The sequence below is a fragment of the Hyphomicrobium sp. 802 genome, from assembly GCF_000526135.1.
Classification (GTDB): Bacteria; Pseudomonadota; Alphaproteobacteria; order Rhizobiales; family Hyphomicrobiaceae; genus Hyphomicrobium_B.
On the sequence record NZ_JAFM01000001.1, the window covers coordinates 1,833,562 to 1,846,853 of the forward strand.

Annotated in this window: 14 protein-coding genes; 7 read left to right on the plus strand and 7 right to left on the minus strand. The window is 59.6% G+C overall.

Features of this window, described 5'->3' with window-relative positions; genetic code table 11:
* Nucleotides 1-74: 74 nt before the first annotated feature.
* The 3 genes from HYP802_RS0109230 to HYP802_RS0109240 form a co-directional block, all read right to left on the minus strand.
* Entirely contained in the window at nucleotides 75-467 is a 393-nt protein-coding gene (locus HYP802_RS0109230; protein ID WP_024275613.1) for a GFA family protein, read from the minus strand.
* A 573-nt stretch (nucleotides 468-1,040) separates the two neighbouring features.
* A complete protein-coding gene (locus tag HYP802_RS0109235; RefSeq protein WP_155831197.1) occupies nucleotides 1,041-1,529 on the minus strand; it encodes a VOC family protein in 489 nt (162 codons plus the stop codon).
* A 52-nt stretch (nucleotides 1,530-1,581) separates the two neighbouring features.
* On the minus strand, nucleotides 1,582-1,950 hold the full coding sequence (locus tag HYP802_RS0109240) for a YkgJ family cysteine cluster protein (RefSeq protein WP_013946982.1): 369 nt from the start codon (nucleotides 1,948-1,950) through the stop codon (nucleotides 1,582-1,584).
* A gap of 394 nt (nucleotides 1,951-2,344) precedes the next feature.
* Between HYP802_RS0109240 and HYP802_RS0109245 the strand changes: the two genes are divergently transcribed.
* The gene (locus HYP802_RS0109245; protein WP_013946984.1) at nucleotides 2,345-2,866 is read left to right on the plus strand and encodes a single-stranded DNA-binding protein; all 522 of its coding nucleotides are present in this window, start codon (nucleotides 2,345-2,347) and stop codon (nucleotides 2,864-2,866) included.
* Between the two features lie 290 nt (nucleotides 2,867-3,156).
* On the opposite strand, the gene HYP802_RS0109250 is transcribed toward HYP802_RS0109245, so the two are convergent.
* Nucleotides 3,157-4,134, minus strand: coding sequence for a cation diffusion facilitator family transporter (locus tag HYP802_RS0109250; RefSeq protein ID WP_013946985.1), 978 nt, complete (start codon nucleotides 4,132-4,134; stop codon nucleotides 3,157-3,159).
* Between the two features lie 114 nt (nucleotides 4,135-4,248).
* Entirely contained in the window at nucleotides 4,249-5,094 is an 846-nt protein-coding gene (locus tag HYP802_RS0109255) for a phosphatase PAP2 family protein (protein ID WP_050976756.1), read from the minus strand.
* Between HYP802_RS0109255 and HYP802_RS23815 the strand changes: the two genes are divergently transcribed.
* Entirely contained in the window at nucleotides 5,081-5,413 is a 333-nt protein-coding gene (locus tag HYP802_RS23815) for a hypothetical protein (RefSeq protein WP_013946987.1), read from the plus strand. The genes HYP802_RS0109255 and HYP802_RS23815 overlap by 14 nt on opposite strands.
* Before the next feature lie 284 nt (nucleotides 5,414-5,697).
* Here HYP802_RS23815 and HYP802_RS0109260 read toward each other — a convergent pair whose 3' ends face one another.
* The gene (locus tag HYP802_RS0109260; RefSeq protein ID WP_013946988.1) at nucleotides 5,698-6,390 is read right to left on the minus strand and encodes an OmpW family outer membrane protein; all 693 of its coding nucleotides are present in this window, start codon (nucleotides 6,388-6,390) and stop codon (nucleotides 5,698-5,700) included.
* Nucleotides 6,391-6,820: 430 nt separating this feature from the next.
* Between HYP802_RS0109260 and HYP802_RS0109265 the strand changes: the two genes are divergently transcribed.
* Complete coding sequence (locus HYP802_RS0109265; protein WP_245261483.1) at nucleotides 6,821-7,405, plus strand: helix-turn-helix domain-containing protein; 585 nt, start codon at nucleotides 6,821-6,823, stop codon at nucleotides 7,403-7,405.
* A 214-nt stretch (nucleotides 7,406-7,619) separates the two neighbouring features.
* Here the strand turns inward: HYP802_RS0109265 and gyrA are convergent, their stop codons facing one another.
* Entirely contained in the window at nucleotides 7,620-10,370 is a 2,751-nt protein-coding gene (gene gyrA, locus HYP802_RS0109275; protein WP_024275617.1) for a DNA gyrase subunit A, read from the minus strand.
* 423 nt (nucleotides 10,371-10,793) lie between these two features.
* On the opposite strand from gyrA, the gene HYP802_RS0109280 reads away from it, so the two are divergent.
* The 4 genes from HYP802_RS0109280 to HYP802_RS0109300 all read left to right on the plus strand — a co-directional run bounded on the left by HYP802_RS0109280 (nucleotide 10,794) and on the right by HYP802_RS0109300 (nucleotide 13,226).
* Nucleotides 10,794-11,168: a c-type cytochrome gene (locus HYP802_RS0109280; protein WP_024275618.1), complete on the plus strand. Its 375-nt coding sequence runs from the start codon at nucleotides 10,794-10,796 to the stop codon at nucleotides 11,166-11,168.
* 219 nt (nucleotides 11,169-11,387) lie between these two features.
* On the plus strand, nucleotides 11,388-11,891 hold the full coding sequence (gene coaD, locus HYP802_RS0109285; protein ID WP_024275619.1) for a pantetheine-phosphate adenylyltransferase: 504 nt from the start codon (nucleotides 11,388-11,390) through the stop codon (nucleotides 11,889-11,891).
* Between the two features lie 9 nt (nucleotides 11,892-11,900).
* Nucleotides 11,901-12,290, plus strand: a complete 390-nt coding sequence (locus HYP802_RS0109290) for an MGMT family protein (RefSeq protein ID WP_013946993.1) — start codon at nucleotides 11,901-11,903, stop codon at nucleotides 12,288-12,290.
* Between the two features lie 396 nt (nucleotides 12,291-12,686).
* Complete coding sequence (locus HYP802_RS0109300) at nucleotides 12,687-13,226, plus strand: peptidylprolyl isomerase (protein WP_013946994.1); 540 nt, start codon at nucleotides 12,687-12,689, stop codon at nucleotides 13,224-13,226.
* Nucleotides 13,227-13,292 lie beyond the last annotated feature (66 nt).

Consider the following 13,292-nt stretch of genomic DNA (forward strand, 5'->3'; position numbering starts at 1 on the left):
CCGCCGAGCACGGCAGTTTTTTATTTTCGCTTCCGACTCCGCTTCGCGGAGCCGGCCGGAAGCGACGGGACGTTTCACCATTCATCTTTCTGCGGCAGGCCGTCGGCGATGTCGTAGTAATCGGACTTCGAGCCGACAAAGATGTGCTCCTTGATCTTGAGGCCCGTCGGTCTGTCGAGCGTTCCGGCGGTGACATAAATTTCTTCGCTGCCGGGGGACTGCCAAAAGAGATTGCTACCGCAGCGCATGCAGAAGCCGCGGTTGCCGGCATCCGACGACTGATACCAGCGCAGCGTCTCGTCATTCAGCAATTTTATGTCTGCGGCGGCGCAGTTCGTCATCGCAGCGTAATTTCCACTCGTCTTCGCGCATATCGAACAGTGACACGCGAGGATCGGGTTGAGTTCGCCGCCGATTTCATAGCGGACACCTCGGCAATGGCAGCTTCCTGTGGCGTGAACGGTCATTAGCAACGAATATCCTTCGAACGGCGATGCGGCTCCCGGTAAGATCACTGATATTGCGCGCATTTCAAACATTACCGATGAGAATTGTGATCGCTTTCTCCCTGATGACAACTTGACGACCGGGGTTTTGAGGCACACATTTCTCTTTGTGACGGTGCCGCTCTCGCTAGCTGTTCCGGTAATTGCGTCTCGGCCGAGGGGTCGATGAGCTGCGGAATGGAGACGCGAGCCGCAAGGGCTTCACGTGGTGCGTATGGGTCCCGTGAGGCGCATGTGGAACGTGGTAGGCGTGACGTTGAAACAGATCGAGGAGAGGAGATGACTCCACCGGGTTATCAATCAGGACCTCGAGACTTGTTCACGGGGTCAGCAGCTTGACAAGCGCTCTCGAGATTGTGGCCACGCTTGGCTCAGCTGCACTCGCTGCTACAATTTGGATATCTCACACGAGGGAGGCGGTCCGTGCGGCCGCTAGAGCCTCGCATTCAAAGGCCCGGTTTTAGTCTGGGCGAACCATCGAAGGTAAAAAACACAGCCCCGCGCGAATCCGAGGATTCGGCGGGGTTAGTTTTTTTATTGTTGGCGAAGTTTTTTGTTGTCGCTTCCGACTCCGCTTCGCGGAGCCGGCCGAAAGCGACGAGCCGCTAGGGTGGCCGGTTGGTATTCGCTGACTGTCCAGAGATTTCCTTCGGGATCTTCAAGATCGAACCCCATCACTCCGTCGGGAAATGCCGGCGAACTCGTCCTGCGAAGAGGGCGAAGGAGCTTCGCTCCGGCTTTTAACGCCAAGCGATGATAATTTTCGACGGCGTCGACGTTTTCCGCAACGAGGCAGATGCAGGTTTTCCCGACCCTCGACCATGCCCCGTCGGCTGGAATCGTGGAGACGAAAATTATTCCGTTCCGCCAGGCAAGTTCTGCGAACACGACTTTACCGTTGGGACCATCGTAGGATGCGACGACGCGAAAGCCGAGCGCCGATACCAACCAATCAATCGCCGATCCAAGATCGGCATAATAGGCGCCCGGAACTACGGCGGGACCGTCGGTCGGAGAGCTCATCGTCATCCCACATCAAGATTGAGAATGCCGAAGCGGTAGCGATGTCGAAACCCTAATCCTTGTGGTTCGTGATCGCGACGAATTTGTCGTCGTTCTGGGCACGGCGTTCGTGCATCAGGAAGTCGTAGTAGCCGCAGCGACCGGAGCCAGGGTATGCGCGGCAGGCGGCGGGGCGCGCCTTATAGATCGTGCAGCAGCGCTTCTTGGTGTCGAAGAACTGGCAGATGCGGCCGTAGTGCTTATCGCGCTGGCGGCGCATGATGTACTTGTGGCCGTGGGCTTCGCGCGTAAAGCGCCGCTTCGCGGTTTCGTATTTCAGGTCGAAATGCTTGGCGAGGCGTTCCACGTCGCGCTTGTTCAGCGCAATGACCGGATACGAACAGCAGTATCCTGGGCAATTCAAACAATTGTACTGAGCCATTGCGGCTTTGGTGCTCCCGCGTGCGCACGCCATCCTCTGGGTAACGGCCTTAGATCATGCGGCGCGGCAGTCAAGACGGCATTCGCGGCGAACGCGACATTCCGGTGAGACCGTGGCGCGATGGGTTAATTTGCTTGCGCCTAGTGGGGCGGGCGCTATATAGAACAATGAGAGAACATTGCTATCCCCGCCCGGTCGATTAGGCCGTGGAGAACGATAAATGAAGTGAAGAAGGTGGCGGGGAGAGCCTTTAAAGTCAGAACGATTCCGCGCTATCCGAATAGCGCGTCTATGCAACTATTCATGTCGGCTGGCGAGCATGCCGCCGGTCGTCGCAAGGGAACGCGGTGGCGTTCCTCGCGTTCAGTCACGTTCAGTCAAGGAGACGAGTGAAATGGCAGGGTCGGTCAACAAAGTCATTCTGGTCGGCAATGTCGGCAAGGATCCGGAGATCCGCCGCACGCAGGATGGCCGCCCGATCGCCAACTTGAGCATCGCGACGAGCGATACCTGGCGCGACAAGCAGACGGGTGAGCGCAAGGAAAAGACCGAGTGGCATCGCGTCGTCGTCTTCAGTGAGCCGTTGTGCAAGATCATCGAGCAGTACGTGAAGAAGGGCGCGAAGCTCTACATCGAAGGCGCACTGCAGACGCGTAAGTGGACGGATCAGTCCGGCGCGGAGAAGTATTCGACCGAGGTCGTCATCCAGGGCTACAACGGCACGCTGACGATGCTCGATGGCGCAGGCGGCGGACGCGGCGCGTCGATCGGTATGCAGGAGAGCGGTCCGGATTACGCATCCGACGGCGGTTTCGGTTCGAGTTCGGGTGGCGAATCCCGGCGCGCGTCGGGTTCCAGGAGCGGCGGTTCGAAGCCAAGCTTCGACAAAGCGCTCGACGACGAGATTCCTTTCTGATGGTTGCTTCCGACTCCGCTTCGCGGAGCCGGCCGGAAGCAACGGGCTTGGTGAGGCAGTCTTCGGACGTCGGCGCGACTCGCGTTCCGCGAGCCGGCCGCCACGCACGGAAGTTCTGAGTTGTCGTTTCCTACTCCGCTTCGGGGAGCCGGCCGTCGGGCTTGGTGAGGCAGTCTTCAGACAAATGCGCCGGTTACAGAATGGATCCTCGGCCTGAAGCCGAGGATGACATTTTGATAGCGGGAACGCGTCCCAACACCGCCATGGCCCGCGATGGCGGCACGTGACGCTTAATGCGTCGCGCCTGCCGCGATCGGCGGCTTGGTTTTGTTGAACTGGAAGGCTTTCTCCGACTGCACCTCGATGAAGAGGTGCTGCACCTCTGGGAAGCGCGTCTTGATGGCCTGCTGCAATCGTGCCGTTACGTCTTCGACCGTTCGTGCGCTGACCCAATCCTCGAAATCGACGCTGGCCGTAACGAGCACATCTTGCGGTCCCAGATGCATCGTCCGGATTTCGTTGATGGTGCGGATCGGTTTGTCAGGTCCGATTTCCTTGGCGATGATTTCATTCAACCCGGCTTGGACTGCGCGCGACGCCGACTCGCCGACGATCAACGAGCGAATTTCGCCCGACATGAAAATGGCAACGAAGCCCAGCACGCAGCCGATCAGAATCGAGGCGATGCCGTCAGCCTGCTCGTAGCCGCCGAAGTCGGCTGCCATCGTTCCGATCAAGGCGATGCTCAGTCCAATCATTGCGGCGCTGTCTTCCAGCACGATCGCGAACAGCGTCGGATCTTTCGATGCGCGTAGCGCGGCAATGAAGCCCAAGCCTGACGGGCCGCGTCGCGTGTTGAATTCTCCAACGGCCTTCCACGTCGAAAATCCTTCAAGCGCCATGGCGACGAGCAGCACGATGTAGACCACGAAGACGTCGTGTATCGGGTGCGGATGGAGCATCTTTTCGATGCCTTCGTAGATCGCGACGCCGGCGCCGAGTGCGAACAGCACCATCGCGACGATGAAGCTCCAGAAATAGATCTCCTTGCCGTAGCCGAATGGGTGGTGCGCGTCGGCGGGTTTTTCGGCGCGTTTGATGCCGAAGAACAGTAGCAGCTGGTTCGAGGTATCGACCAGCGAGTGAATGGCTTCCGAAAGCATTGCCGAGGATTGCGTCCACGCCGCCGCCGCGAATTTTGCGGCGGCGATGCCTAGATTACAGGCAAAAGCGACGACGATAACGGCTTTCGATCCGCCGGTGTCCACGGTTGTTGTCTCCCTCTACGGCACCCTCATGCGTACCCGATAGCAGGGGAATGCGTCCACCCGCGCGCATTGAAGGCCGCGCCACGCGAGCAATAACGGTCAGCCGAAACGTCGTCAGCGGCTGAGGACGTTGCGCTTATTCCAAAGAAAAACGGCCTGTTTCAAACGATCTTTGACAGCGCAACCGAAGCGTGTCTGAGACCATGGGAGAAGCCGAGCGCTACGATCGGTCGCCACATAGTAGCGGCTGATAAGCGGGTAAATGGCCCACGCCATCGCGACACCAACGATCACGTCCGTCACGTAATGCGAGCCGATTGGGACGCACGAGACGAGCATCAGCAGATTAAGCGGCACGAAGAGCCAGCGTAAAATCGGGACCGCCATCCAACCATACGCGAGCAGCACAGCCACAACGGCGTGATAGCTTGGGAACGTCACCAGTCCGGCAAAGTGCAGTTGATGATCGCCGTTGCGCAGCCCGTCCGTAATGCCCGGAGCAACCCATGCGGCAGGCACAATGACGCTCGGAAAATCGGATGATTTGAAATTGAAATGTGCATAGGGGCCGATCGCGGGAGCAACGAGAAAGATGGCGATGGTTGCGGCGAGTACCACGGTGGATGTTGTCATGACGCTGCGGAGACGCTCCGGATCAGCCCAGGCGAGCGTCAGCACCAGAATGATCGGCTGCCATTCGATGCTTGCGTAAGCGTGGCTCAAAATTCTGGTCAGTTCGGGATGGTCACGGAACCAGAATGCCAGCGCCACCCAGTCTATTCCGAGACCGGCGTCGGCAGCGACAAGAATCTTGTCCTGAAACGGAAATGCTGCCGAGGCAAAAATGGCTTCTAACGGCGGCATGATAAGAACGGTTGAAATTGAAAGCGCGGTCGCTTCAACCGCTATAGCGGCCCGCAGGTGGCCGCAGTGTATGAGATAGGCCGTGGCCGCAGCCATTGCCGCCAAACACGCCCCTTGGCGAAGAAAAAAGGCCGGAGGCGGGAACGCGAAATCCGTAATGGAGCAGAGCAGCGCAAGAAGTGCGGCACTTAGAGCTATCAAGATCCAGGCTGGGCGCATGGCGCGCGCCCATACTTTGCTAGCGGAGGGACGAAGTCCGGGAATGCCTTGTTTCAAAGGGCGAGCTGCTGCGGAAATGCGCAATGAATTGGCCATCATCAGCTCAGCAAGTAACGTATCGCTCGGAAACGCGCTCTATACAGGCAAAAATATAAAAGTCGCGTTAAACGCAGATACGCCGGAACGAAGCAATTAATAAAATCGAACGTATTTTTGAGCGTGCAGGTGGGCGCTACCGGCTCTAATTAGACCGCCGCAGTTTCCGTTCTGTGATGTGATTGCTCGCCGCGTACGCGTTTGTGGTCGCCGATTAACCGTGCAAGCCTGAGCGTCGTGTCCGGATCGGTTGCGGGGGAAGAGAATGCAGAAGGGCCCTTATGGTGGCGGCGGGATATTCTTTAAGATATGTCAGCCTTGATGCTCAAAGGCCCGGAAAACTCCGGGCCTTTGTTGGTCTCGCTGTCGGTTTTAGTGGGGCGTTTATTTCAGCGGCACGGGCTCGCTGCTGCGGCCGCTGAGGAGATCGGCAAGGTTGAAGCGATAGCCAACGCCGGCTGAGACGATGAGGGGGTCGACGTCGACCTTGGCGGTGATGCCTGTTCCGCGCCAGTTTGCATCGGTATCCAGCCAGATCTTTTTGACGTCGGCGTTCAAGTACCAGCCGTTTCCGATCTCATAGTCGACGCCGCCCTGGAGGGCGAAGCCGAAGGAATCGCTCAGGTGCAGATTGCCGCCGAGGTCGCCACTATTGGTATTGAAGTAATGGATGTATTGGAAACCAACGCCACCATACGGCTTGAAGCCCATGATCGGGTCCATATGGTATTGCAGCGTGACCACTGGCGGGAAAGCCCAGAAGTTTCCGAGGTTGGTGCCGTTGATGGCGCCCTTGCCCTCGGCGCTGAACTTGGCGAAGCAACAGAAAAGTTCAGCCGCAATGTTCTTGGTAAAGAAATGGGTGATCGTGAGTGACGGGATCGTTTCCGTGCTGATCTCGGCGTCGGCGCCCGACAATGTGGTGCCGCCGCTGTAGACGTGCGCGCCGGAGTCCGGAACGACAACAGAGCCCTCGACACGAACCAAAGTGTCGCCGCTGTAGTCGCCAGCCCGCGCCGATGCCGACGCCGATATCAACGCAAGCACCGTCAACGTCCCTATCCCAAGCCGCCGCATTCTCAATTCCCCTTCTTCAAATTTTCCTGCCATCGCAAAGTCGCATTCGACTCGATGGCTCCCCTTCGAGTTATCGTAGCGTTGTGGAGGAAGGCACAGAGCGCTTTAAGCCTCTCTCCTGATGGGAGTCAGAGTGGCGGCGTGATTGGGTTCGCTGTGACACGAGCGACACGGCATTTATTGATTCACATCAAATGCTACGTCTCGTGACGGTTGGATAACACTAACCGAATGGCCGGATATGCCGGCGCGAGTCGGGCCACATGCTCCCATGACATATGACGTTGCCGCACGATTGACGCCACGCAGTGAAGACCGCGTGCAGTTGGAACCGGGATTAGCGGGGATTGGCAGGCTTCGAAGCCGCGCGCAGTTCGTTCGCCTTGGCAATCGATATGCGCTTTCCTCTCTCGGATCGGGAAATGTCTACGTGGCGGCGAAAGGTGTCGTCGGCATGGAAGGCGGAGCGCCGGGATCGGATGTTCGCGTCATTACCGCGTTACTTTATCCGGGGGACGTTCTCGTTCCCGAGCTGCAGCCGCCGTTGTCGAATTTGGCGCTAGTCTCGCAGCGGCCGGCGGAGTTCTGGAAGCTGACGGCATCGGCATTCGCCGAGGAGGCGGCCCGCGATAGTCAGCTTTGGCAGACGATCTTTGCGCGCATCAACGATCAGAATGCGCGGGCGCAGATGCACGCCGCGGAGATGTCTATTCTCAATTCAGAAGAGCGTGTCGCAGCGTTTCTGATCGAGGCGGGGACGCGGCTCGGCATTTCGTCGGGCGGTATGATCGCGTATGAGCTGCCGTTGTCGCGTTATAGCATTGCCGATTACCTGTCGCTCAATGCCGATACGATCTCGCGGACGTTCTCGGCTTTCAACACGGCGCGGATCATCGAGCGCCGCGGGCGCTTCCAGATTGTCGTGCGCGACTGGCGGGCGCTGATGGAACGCTGCCCGATGAGCGAAGCCATCGTCGCCGCTCATGGCAACGGACGGTTGCCGGTTATCCGCTGACGGGCTTTCTTTCAGCAACGCGACGATTGTTGTCTTTGGTCGCTGGCTGAGATGACCGGTGTGGAAGGCGTTCCACTTCTAAAATCGTCATGGCCGCGGAGGCGGCCGTCTACGACGGCCTTCGCTGGGACGACGTCGTGCCGGAGGTGTCGTTGGGCTTTCGCTCAGTCATGCTCGGGACAAGCCCGAGCATGACATTTGTGGCGTGAAGCGATTACTCGCTGACGGCTTCCTGCGATTCTTCGGCTTCTTCCTCGGTGATGCGCTCGACCGAGACGACCTTTTCATCCGCGTCGGTCTTGAAGATGCGGACGCCCTGCGTGTTGCGGCCGGCGATGCGGATGTCGTGCACCGGGCAGCGGATCAGCTGGCCGCCGTCCGTCACCAGCATGATCTGGTCGTTTTCACCGATCGGGAACGAGGCGAGCAGACGGCCGTTGCGCTCGTTCGCGACCATCGCGACGATGCCTTTGCCGCCGCGGCCCGAGGTCCGGAACTCGTATGACGACGAGCGCTTGCCGAAGCCCCTATTCGACACTGTCAACACGAACTGCTCGGCGGCCTGCATTTCGGCGAAGCGCTCCGGCGTGAGCGTGATGGCGTCGCCGCTGGCTTCCTCGCTGTCGCTCTCTGCCGGAACGGTTTCGGTATCCTCGGCATCTTCCGAGCGGCGAAGTGCGTTCGCCTGCTTCAGATAGGCGGCGCGTTCTTCGGCGGGCGCCTCAAAATGATTGAGGATCGCCATCGAGATCACTTCGTCGCCGTCATCGAGCCTGATTCCGCGAACGCCGGTCGAGTCACGCCCTTTGAAGAGGCGAATTTCGTCGGAGATCAGGAAGCGGATGCACTGGCCTTCCGCGCTGGTCAGCAGCACATCCTGGTTCGGTGTCGAGATGCCGACCTGCACGATGCGATCGCCCTCGTCGAGCTTCATCGCGATCTTGCCGTTACGATTGATGCTCTCGAAGTCCGCCAGAGCGTTGCGGCGGACGTTGCCGGAACGGGTGGCGAAGATCAGCTCAAGGTCGCCCCAGGTGGAGGAATCCTCCGGCAGCGGCAGGATCGAGGTGATGGCTTCGCCTTCTTCCAGCGGCAGCAGGTTGACGAGTGCCTTGCCCGGCGACTGCGGCGACGCAGCCGGCAGGCGCCAGACCTTCATGCGGTAGCACATGCCGCGCGAGGAGAAGAACAGCACGGGCGTGTGCGTCGAGGTCACGAACAACTGCGTGACGAAATCCTCGTCGCGCGTCGACATGCCGGAGCGACCTTTGCCGCCGCGGCGCTGGGCGCGATAGGCGGCGAGCGGCACGCGCTTGATGTAGCCCTTGTGGCTGACGGTCACGACGCAGTCTTCGCGCTGAATGAGGTCTTCGTCTTCGACGTCGCCGTCGAAATCCATGATCTCGGTTTTGCGCGGTGTCGCGAATTCGTCCTTGATCGACTGCAGCTCGCCCTTGACGATGTCGACGACGCGGGCGCGCGAAGCGAGGATCGTGAGGTATTCTTTGATCTCGGTCGCGATCTTGTTCAACTCGTCGGAAATTTCGTCCCGGCCGAGGGCGGTGAGGCGGGCGAGGCGCAGTTCGAGGATCGACTTGGCCTGCTCTTCCGAGAGGCGATACGTGCCTTCGGCCGAAACCTTGTGGCGCGGATCGGCAATGAGTTCGATCAGCGGCGTCATATCTTTGGCGGGCCAGTCGCGCGCCATCAGCTGCTCTTTGGCTTCGGCGGGCGATGCCGAATAGCGGATGAGCTTGATGACTTCGTCGATGTTGGCGACGGCGATGGCCAGGCCGACGAGGACGTGAGCGCGGGCGCGGGCCTTGTTCAACAAGTGCTTGATGCGCCGCGTCACCACTTCCTGGCGGAAGCTCGTGAAGGCCGAGATGAAGTCCTTGAGGTTCAGGCTTTCCGGGCGGCCACCGTTGATCGCCAGCATGTTGGCGCCGAACGTCGTCTGCAGGTCCGAATATTTATAGAGGTTGTTGAGCACCACGTCGGCGACGGCATCGCGCTTCAATTCGATGACGATGCGGATGCCTTCGCGGTTTGATTCATCCCAAAGGTCGGAGATGCCTTCGATCTTCTTGTCGCGCACGAGATCGGCGATCTTTTCGATCAGCGTGCGCTTGTTGACCTGATAGGGGATCTCGGTGACGACGAGCGCCTCACGGTCCTTGCGGATGTTCTCGACCTTGACGCGAGCGCGCATGATGATCGAGCCGCGGCCCTTGTGGTAGGCATTGAGAATGCCGCCGCGGCCGAGGATGATGCCAGCCGTCGGGAAGTCCGGGCCCTGGATGATCTGGGTCAGGTCTTCGAGACTGACCTCGGGATTGTCGAGGTCGGCGATGCAGGCGTCGATGACTTCGCCGAGGTTGTGCGGCGGGATGTTGGTCGCCATGCCGACCGCGATGCCGCCTGCGCCGTTGACGAGCAGGTTCGGGAATTTCGAGGGCAGAACGGTCGGCTCTTGAATCGTGCCGTCATAGTTGTCGCGATAATCGACGGTGTCGTTGTCGAGGTCATCGAGCATGAAGCCCGCGACCTTGGCGAGACGCGATTCCGTGTAGCGTTCGGCTGCAGGCGGATCGCCGTCGATCGAGCCGAAGTTGCCCTGGCCGTCGACGAGGGGCACGCGCATGGAGAAATCCTGCGCGAGGCGCACAAGCGCGTCGTAGATCGCAAGGTTGCCGTGCGGGTGATATTTGCCCATCACTTCCCCGACGATGCGCGCCGACTTGACGTATTTCTTGTTCCAGTCGAGCCCGAGCTCGTGCATCGCGAAGAGAATGCGGCGGTGGACGGGCTTTAAGCCATCGCGCACGTCAGGAAGCGCGCGGGAGATGATGACGCTCATCGCGTAGTCGAGATAGGAGCGTTTCATCTCGTCCGAGATGGAGATCGGGCGGATGTCGCTCGGCTCGCGGCCGGACGGATTTTCTTCGTCGTTATTGTCGGTCAAAGTCAGCTCTTTCCGGGATGAGATCGGCGGGGGTGATACGCACCAGCGGCCGACGGGAAACCAGTGCTTATACTGTAGCCGAAACGGAAACCGAATGCCACCTGCGCGGCGTCGTGCCACGGCTCCACAGAATTTGGAAAAACTATTTTATATCAAACTGTTATGGAGCCGTATTTGGGCGTATTGCGATTGCCGCCATGACGTGCCGGCGAGATCGCGGCGAACGGCGTGGAATGGCGGCAGAATCGGTGCGCTGAAGACTGCGCGGCGCACGCCTCCACGGGCCGCCTGCGGGCGTTTTTCGCGATGGCTGACGGCCTCGGCTTTTCACGCGGAACGGCATTTCGTTCATTGCGTTGGCGAAGCAGGAACAAGTTGCAAAAAACAAAACATCCGGCGCACGGCGTCGGAGGGAGGACTGTCATGCGCGCGATATTCGCTGGTTGTGCAATCGCATTGTCACCGATGCTGATCGAGACCGCGTTTGCGGCGGAAGAGGTTGGGCCGGAAGCGTTCAATAACAATTGCCGGACCTGCCATTCGTGGAAGGAGGGCGACAATCGCCTCGGCCCTACCCTGCACGGCATTATCGGCCGTAGGGCGGGAACGGCTGCGGGCTTCAATTATTCGAGTGCGATGAAGTCGTCAGGCATCACGTGGGATGAGGCGACGCTCGACAAATTCATCACCAACCCGAATGCGGTCGTTCCCAATAACAACATGAAGCCGTTCAGCGGCGTCGGCGATGCGGCGACGCGCAAACAGATCATCGATTTTCTGAAAAGCAATCCGAAGTGAGGCACCCTTGTCATCCTCGAACGGCGAGCTAGCGAGGCCGTTCGAGGATCCAGCGTGATGTGTGCCGAAGGCCCGATATTGGGTCTCCGACGACTCTTGCGCGGAGGGAACGGCGCCCAGCGGACAATTTTCATCGTATTGTGCGATGTTCGACAGAGCCCTCTGGGCAAGGGGAGGGGCAGAGGCTATTCAGGACATTCCTGAATGGTGAAGGCACATATGGCTCGCATCGGTTTTTATTCCGGCTCGTTTGATCCCGTGACGCTCGGGCATACTGACGTCATCCGGCGGGCTGCGGGGCTGCTCGACAGACTCGTCATCGGCATCGGCGTCAATCCGGGCAAAGCGCCGATGTTCGACGACAACGAGCGCGTTGCTATGCTCGAAGACGAAGTGCGGCCCATCGCCGAGGCGACGAAGACCGAGATTGCGGTCGTGACGTTTTCGGGGCTGGCGGTCGATGCGGCGCAGATGCACAAAGCGTCGATCATCATTCGCGGCCTGCGCGATGGCACCGATTTCGACTACGAGATGCAGATGGCTGGGATGAACGGCGAAATGGCGCCGGAAATCCAGACGGTCTATGTTGCGGCGTCTCCTGCCGTGCGGCACATCGCGGCGAACCTCGTGCGGGCGGTGGCGACGATGGGCGGCGATCCCTCGCCGTTCGTTTCGAAAGGCGTGCTGAAGCGCCTCAAGGCGAAGGCCGCGAAACCTCGCTAAGGCACTCATATGGTGCTGCCGGTCAAAGCCGAACTTTTGAAATTGTTGCGAAAAATTCCGCTCGGCCGCGTAGCCTCATCCGACAGGCTTGCGAGTGAACTCGGAGTTCCCGCTCCACTCGTCGTCATGCTCATGGGGCAGCTTTCCGAAGACGAACGCGATCTTGTGCCTTGGCATCGCGTGGTCGCCAAAGGCGGCGCCATCGGCCGCGGACCGCATCGTGATCAGCAGTTTGCCCGGCTGGTACGAGAGGGCGTGATGGTTTCGCCCGCGGGGATCGTTCAGGACCTCGAACGGCACATGATCTCGGGGTTCGACGACAAGTCTTTGCTTGCAAAGGCACCTGAAGAGCCGTCGAAGATGGGCGGGCGATCGCGCGGCATGAAAGATCGGCCTTAAGGCTAGGCACCGGCGCCGGCACCCAGGCAGCGTAAGGATGCTCTGCTGAAGCTTGTCTGGATCCCGGCCTGCGCCGGGATGACGTTTGGTGTATTGCGCAAATTTATCATTCTCGGGCTCGTCCCGAGGATGACATGAAAAGCGCGGTTGCTCCCAACCACCGTCATGCCGACGGAGGTCGGCACCCAGACAACGGCCAACATGACCGATATTTCGGTTTACCAGCATCCCGGCCTTCGCCTTGTTCGAGAGGCGTCGAATACGTAATTCCGCCTTGTGGGTTGCGGCTTAGCCGTCAAATCGCCATAAGGGCGGCAACACTGCCCGCCGCGGCGCTAGGCGGCCGGGATTGGCCCGGAAAAAGCCTGGCGAAATCATTCATCCACGAGGAACGCCATGGTTCGGTTTTTATCGTTCGTTCTCGCTTCGCTGCTGATGGCGAGCGTGTTTACAGGTTCGACGGCACGCGCCGACGGCGACAAGCTGGTTATCGAGCTCAAGAACGGCAAGGTGGTCATTCAGCTTCGGCCGGATCTTGCGCCCAAGACGGTCGAACAGATCAAGACGCTCGCCAACCAGGGCTTCTACAACGGCATCAAGTGGCATCGCGTCATCGACGACTTCATGGCGCAGACCGGCGATCCGACCGGCACGGGCATGGGTGGCTCGAAGCTGCCCGACCTTCCGGCAGAATTTTCCGATGAGGAGTTCAAGCGCGGCACGGTTGCGATGGCCCGGTCGTCGGACCCGAACTCAGCGAACAGCCAGTTTTTCATCTGCTTCAATAGCATCGGCTGCGCAGGCCTGAAGGGCCAATACACCATCTTCGGACAGGTCATCGATGGCATGCAGTATGTCGACATGATCAAGCGCGGTGAGCCTGGCTCGGGCACAGTGACCAATCCCGACGTGATGCAGAAGGTCTACGTTCAGTAGTTGAATCGCCTTCTCCCTATTGCCACTTGGCAGATTGACGAGGGGCGGCTCGTTATTTCGTGTCGC

Excerpts from the sequence above, each read along its gene's own strand:
- HYP802_RS0109230 (WP_024275613.1), bottom strand. The coding sequence starts at position 467 with ATGACCGTTCACGCCACAGGAAGCTGCCATTGCCGAGGTGTCCGCTAT.
- HYP802_RS0109235 (WP_155831197.1), bottom strand. The coding sequence starts at position 1,529 with ATGAGCTCTCCGACCGACGGTCCCGCCGTAGTTCCGGGCGCCTATTAT.
- HYP802_RS0109240 (WP_013946982.1), bottom strand. The coding sequence starts at position 1,950 with ATGGCTCAGTACAATTGTTTGAATTGCCCAGGATACTGCTGTTCGTAT.
- HYP802_RS0109245 (WP_013946984.1), top strand. The coding sequence starts at position 2,345 with ATGGCAGGGTCGGTCAACAAAGTCATTCTGGTCGGCAATGTCGGCAAG.
- HYP802_RS0109255 (WP_050976756.1), bottom strand. The coding sequence starts at position 5,094 with ATGGCTGCGGCCACGGCCTATCTCATACACTGCGGCCACCTGCGGGCC.
- HYP802_RS0109260 (WP_013946988.1), bottom strand. The coding sequence starts at position 6,390 with ATGCGGCGGCTTGGGATAGGGACGTTGACGGTGCTTGCGTTGATATCG.
- HYP802_RS0109280 (WP_024275618.1), top strand. The coding sequence starts at position 10,794 with ATGCGCGCGATATTCGCTGGTTGTGCAATCGCATTGTCACCGATGCTG.
- coaD (WP_024275619.1), top strand. The coding sequence starts at position 11,388 with ATGGCTCGCATCGGTTTTTATTCCGGCTCGTTTGATCCCGTGACGCTC.
- HYP802_RS0109290 (WP_013946993.1), top strand. The coding sequence starts at position 11,901 with ATGGTGCTGCCGGTCAAAGCCGAACTTTTGAAATTGTTGCGAAAAATT.
- HYP802_RS0109300 (WP_013946994.1), top strand. The coding sequence starts at position 12,687 with ATGGTTCGGTTTTTATCGTTCGTTCTCGCTTCGCTGCTGATGGCGAGC.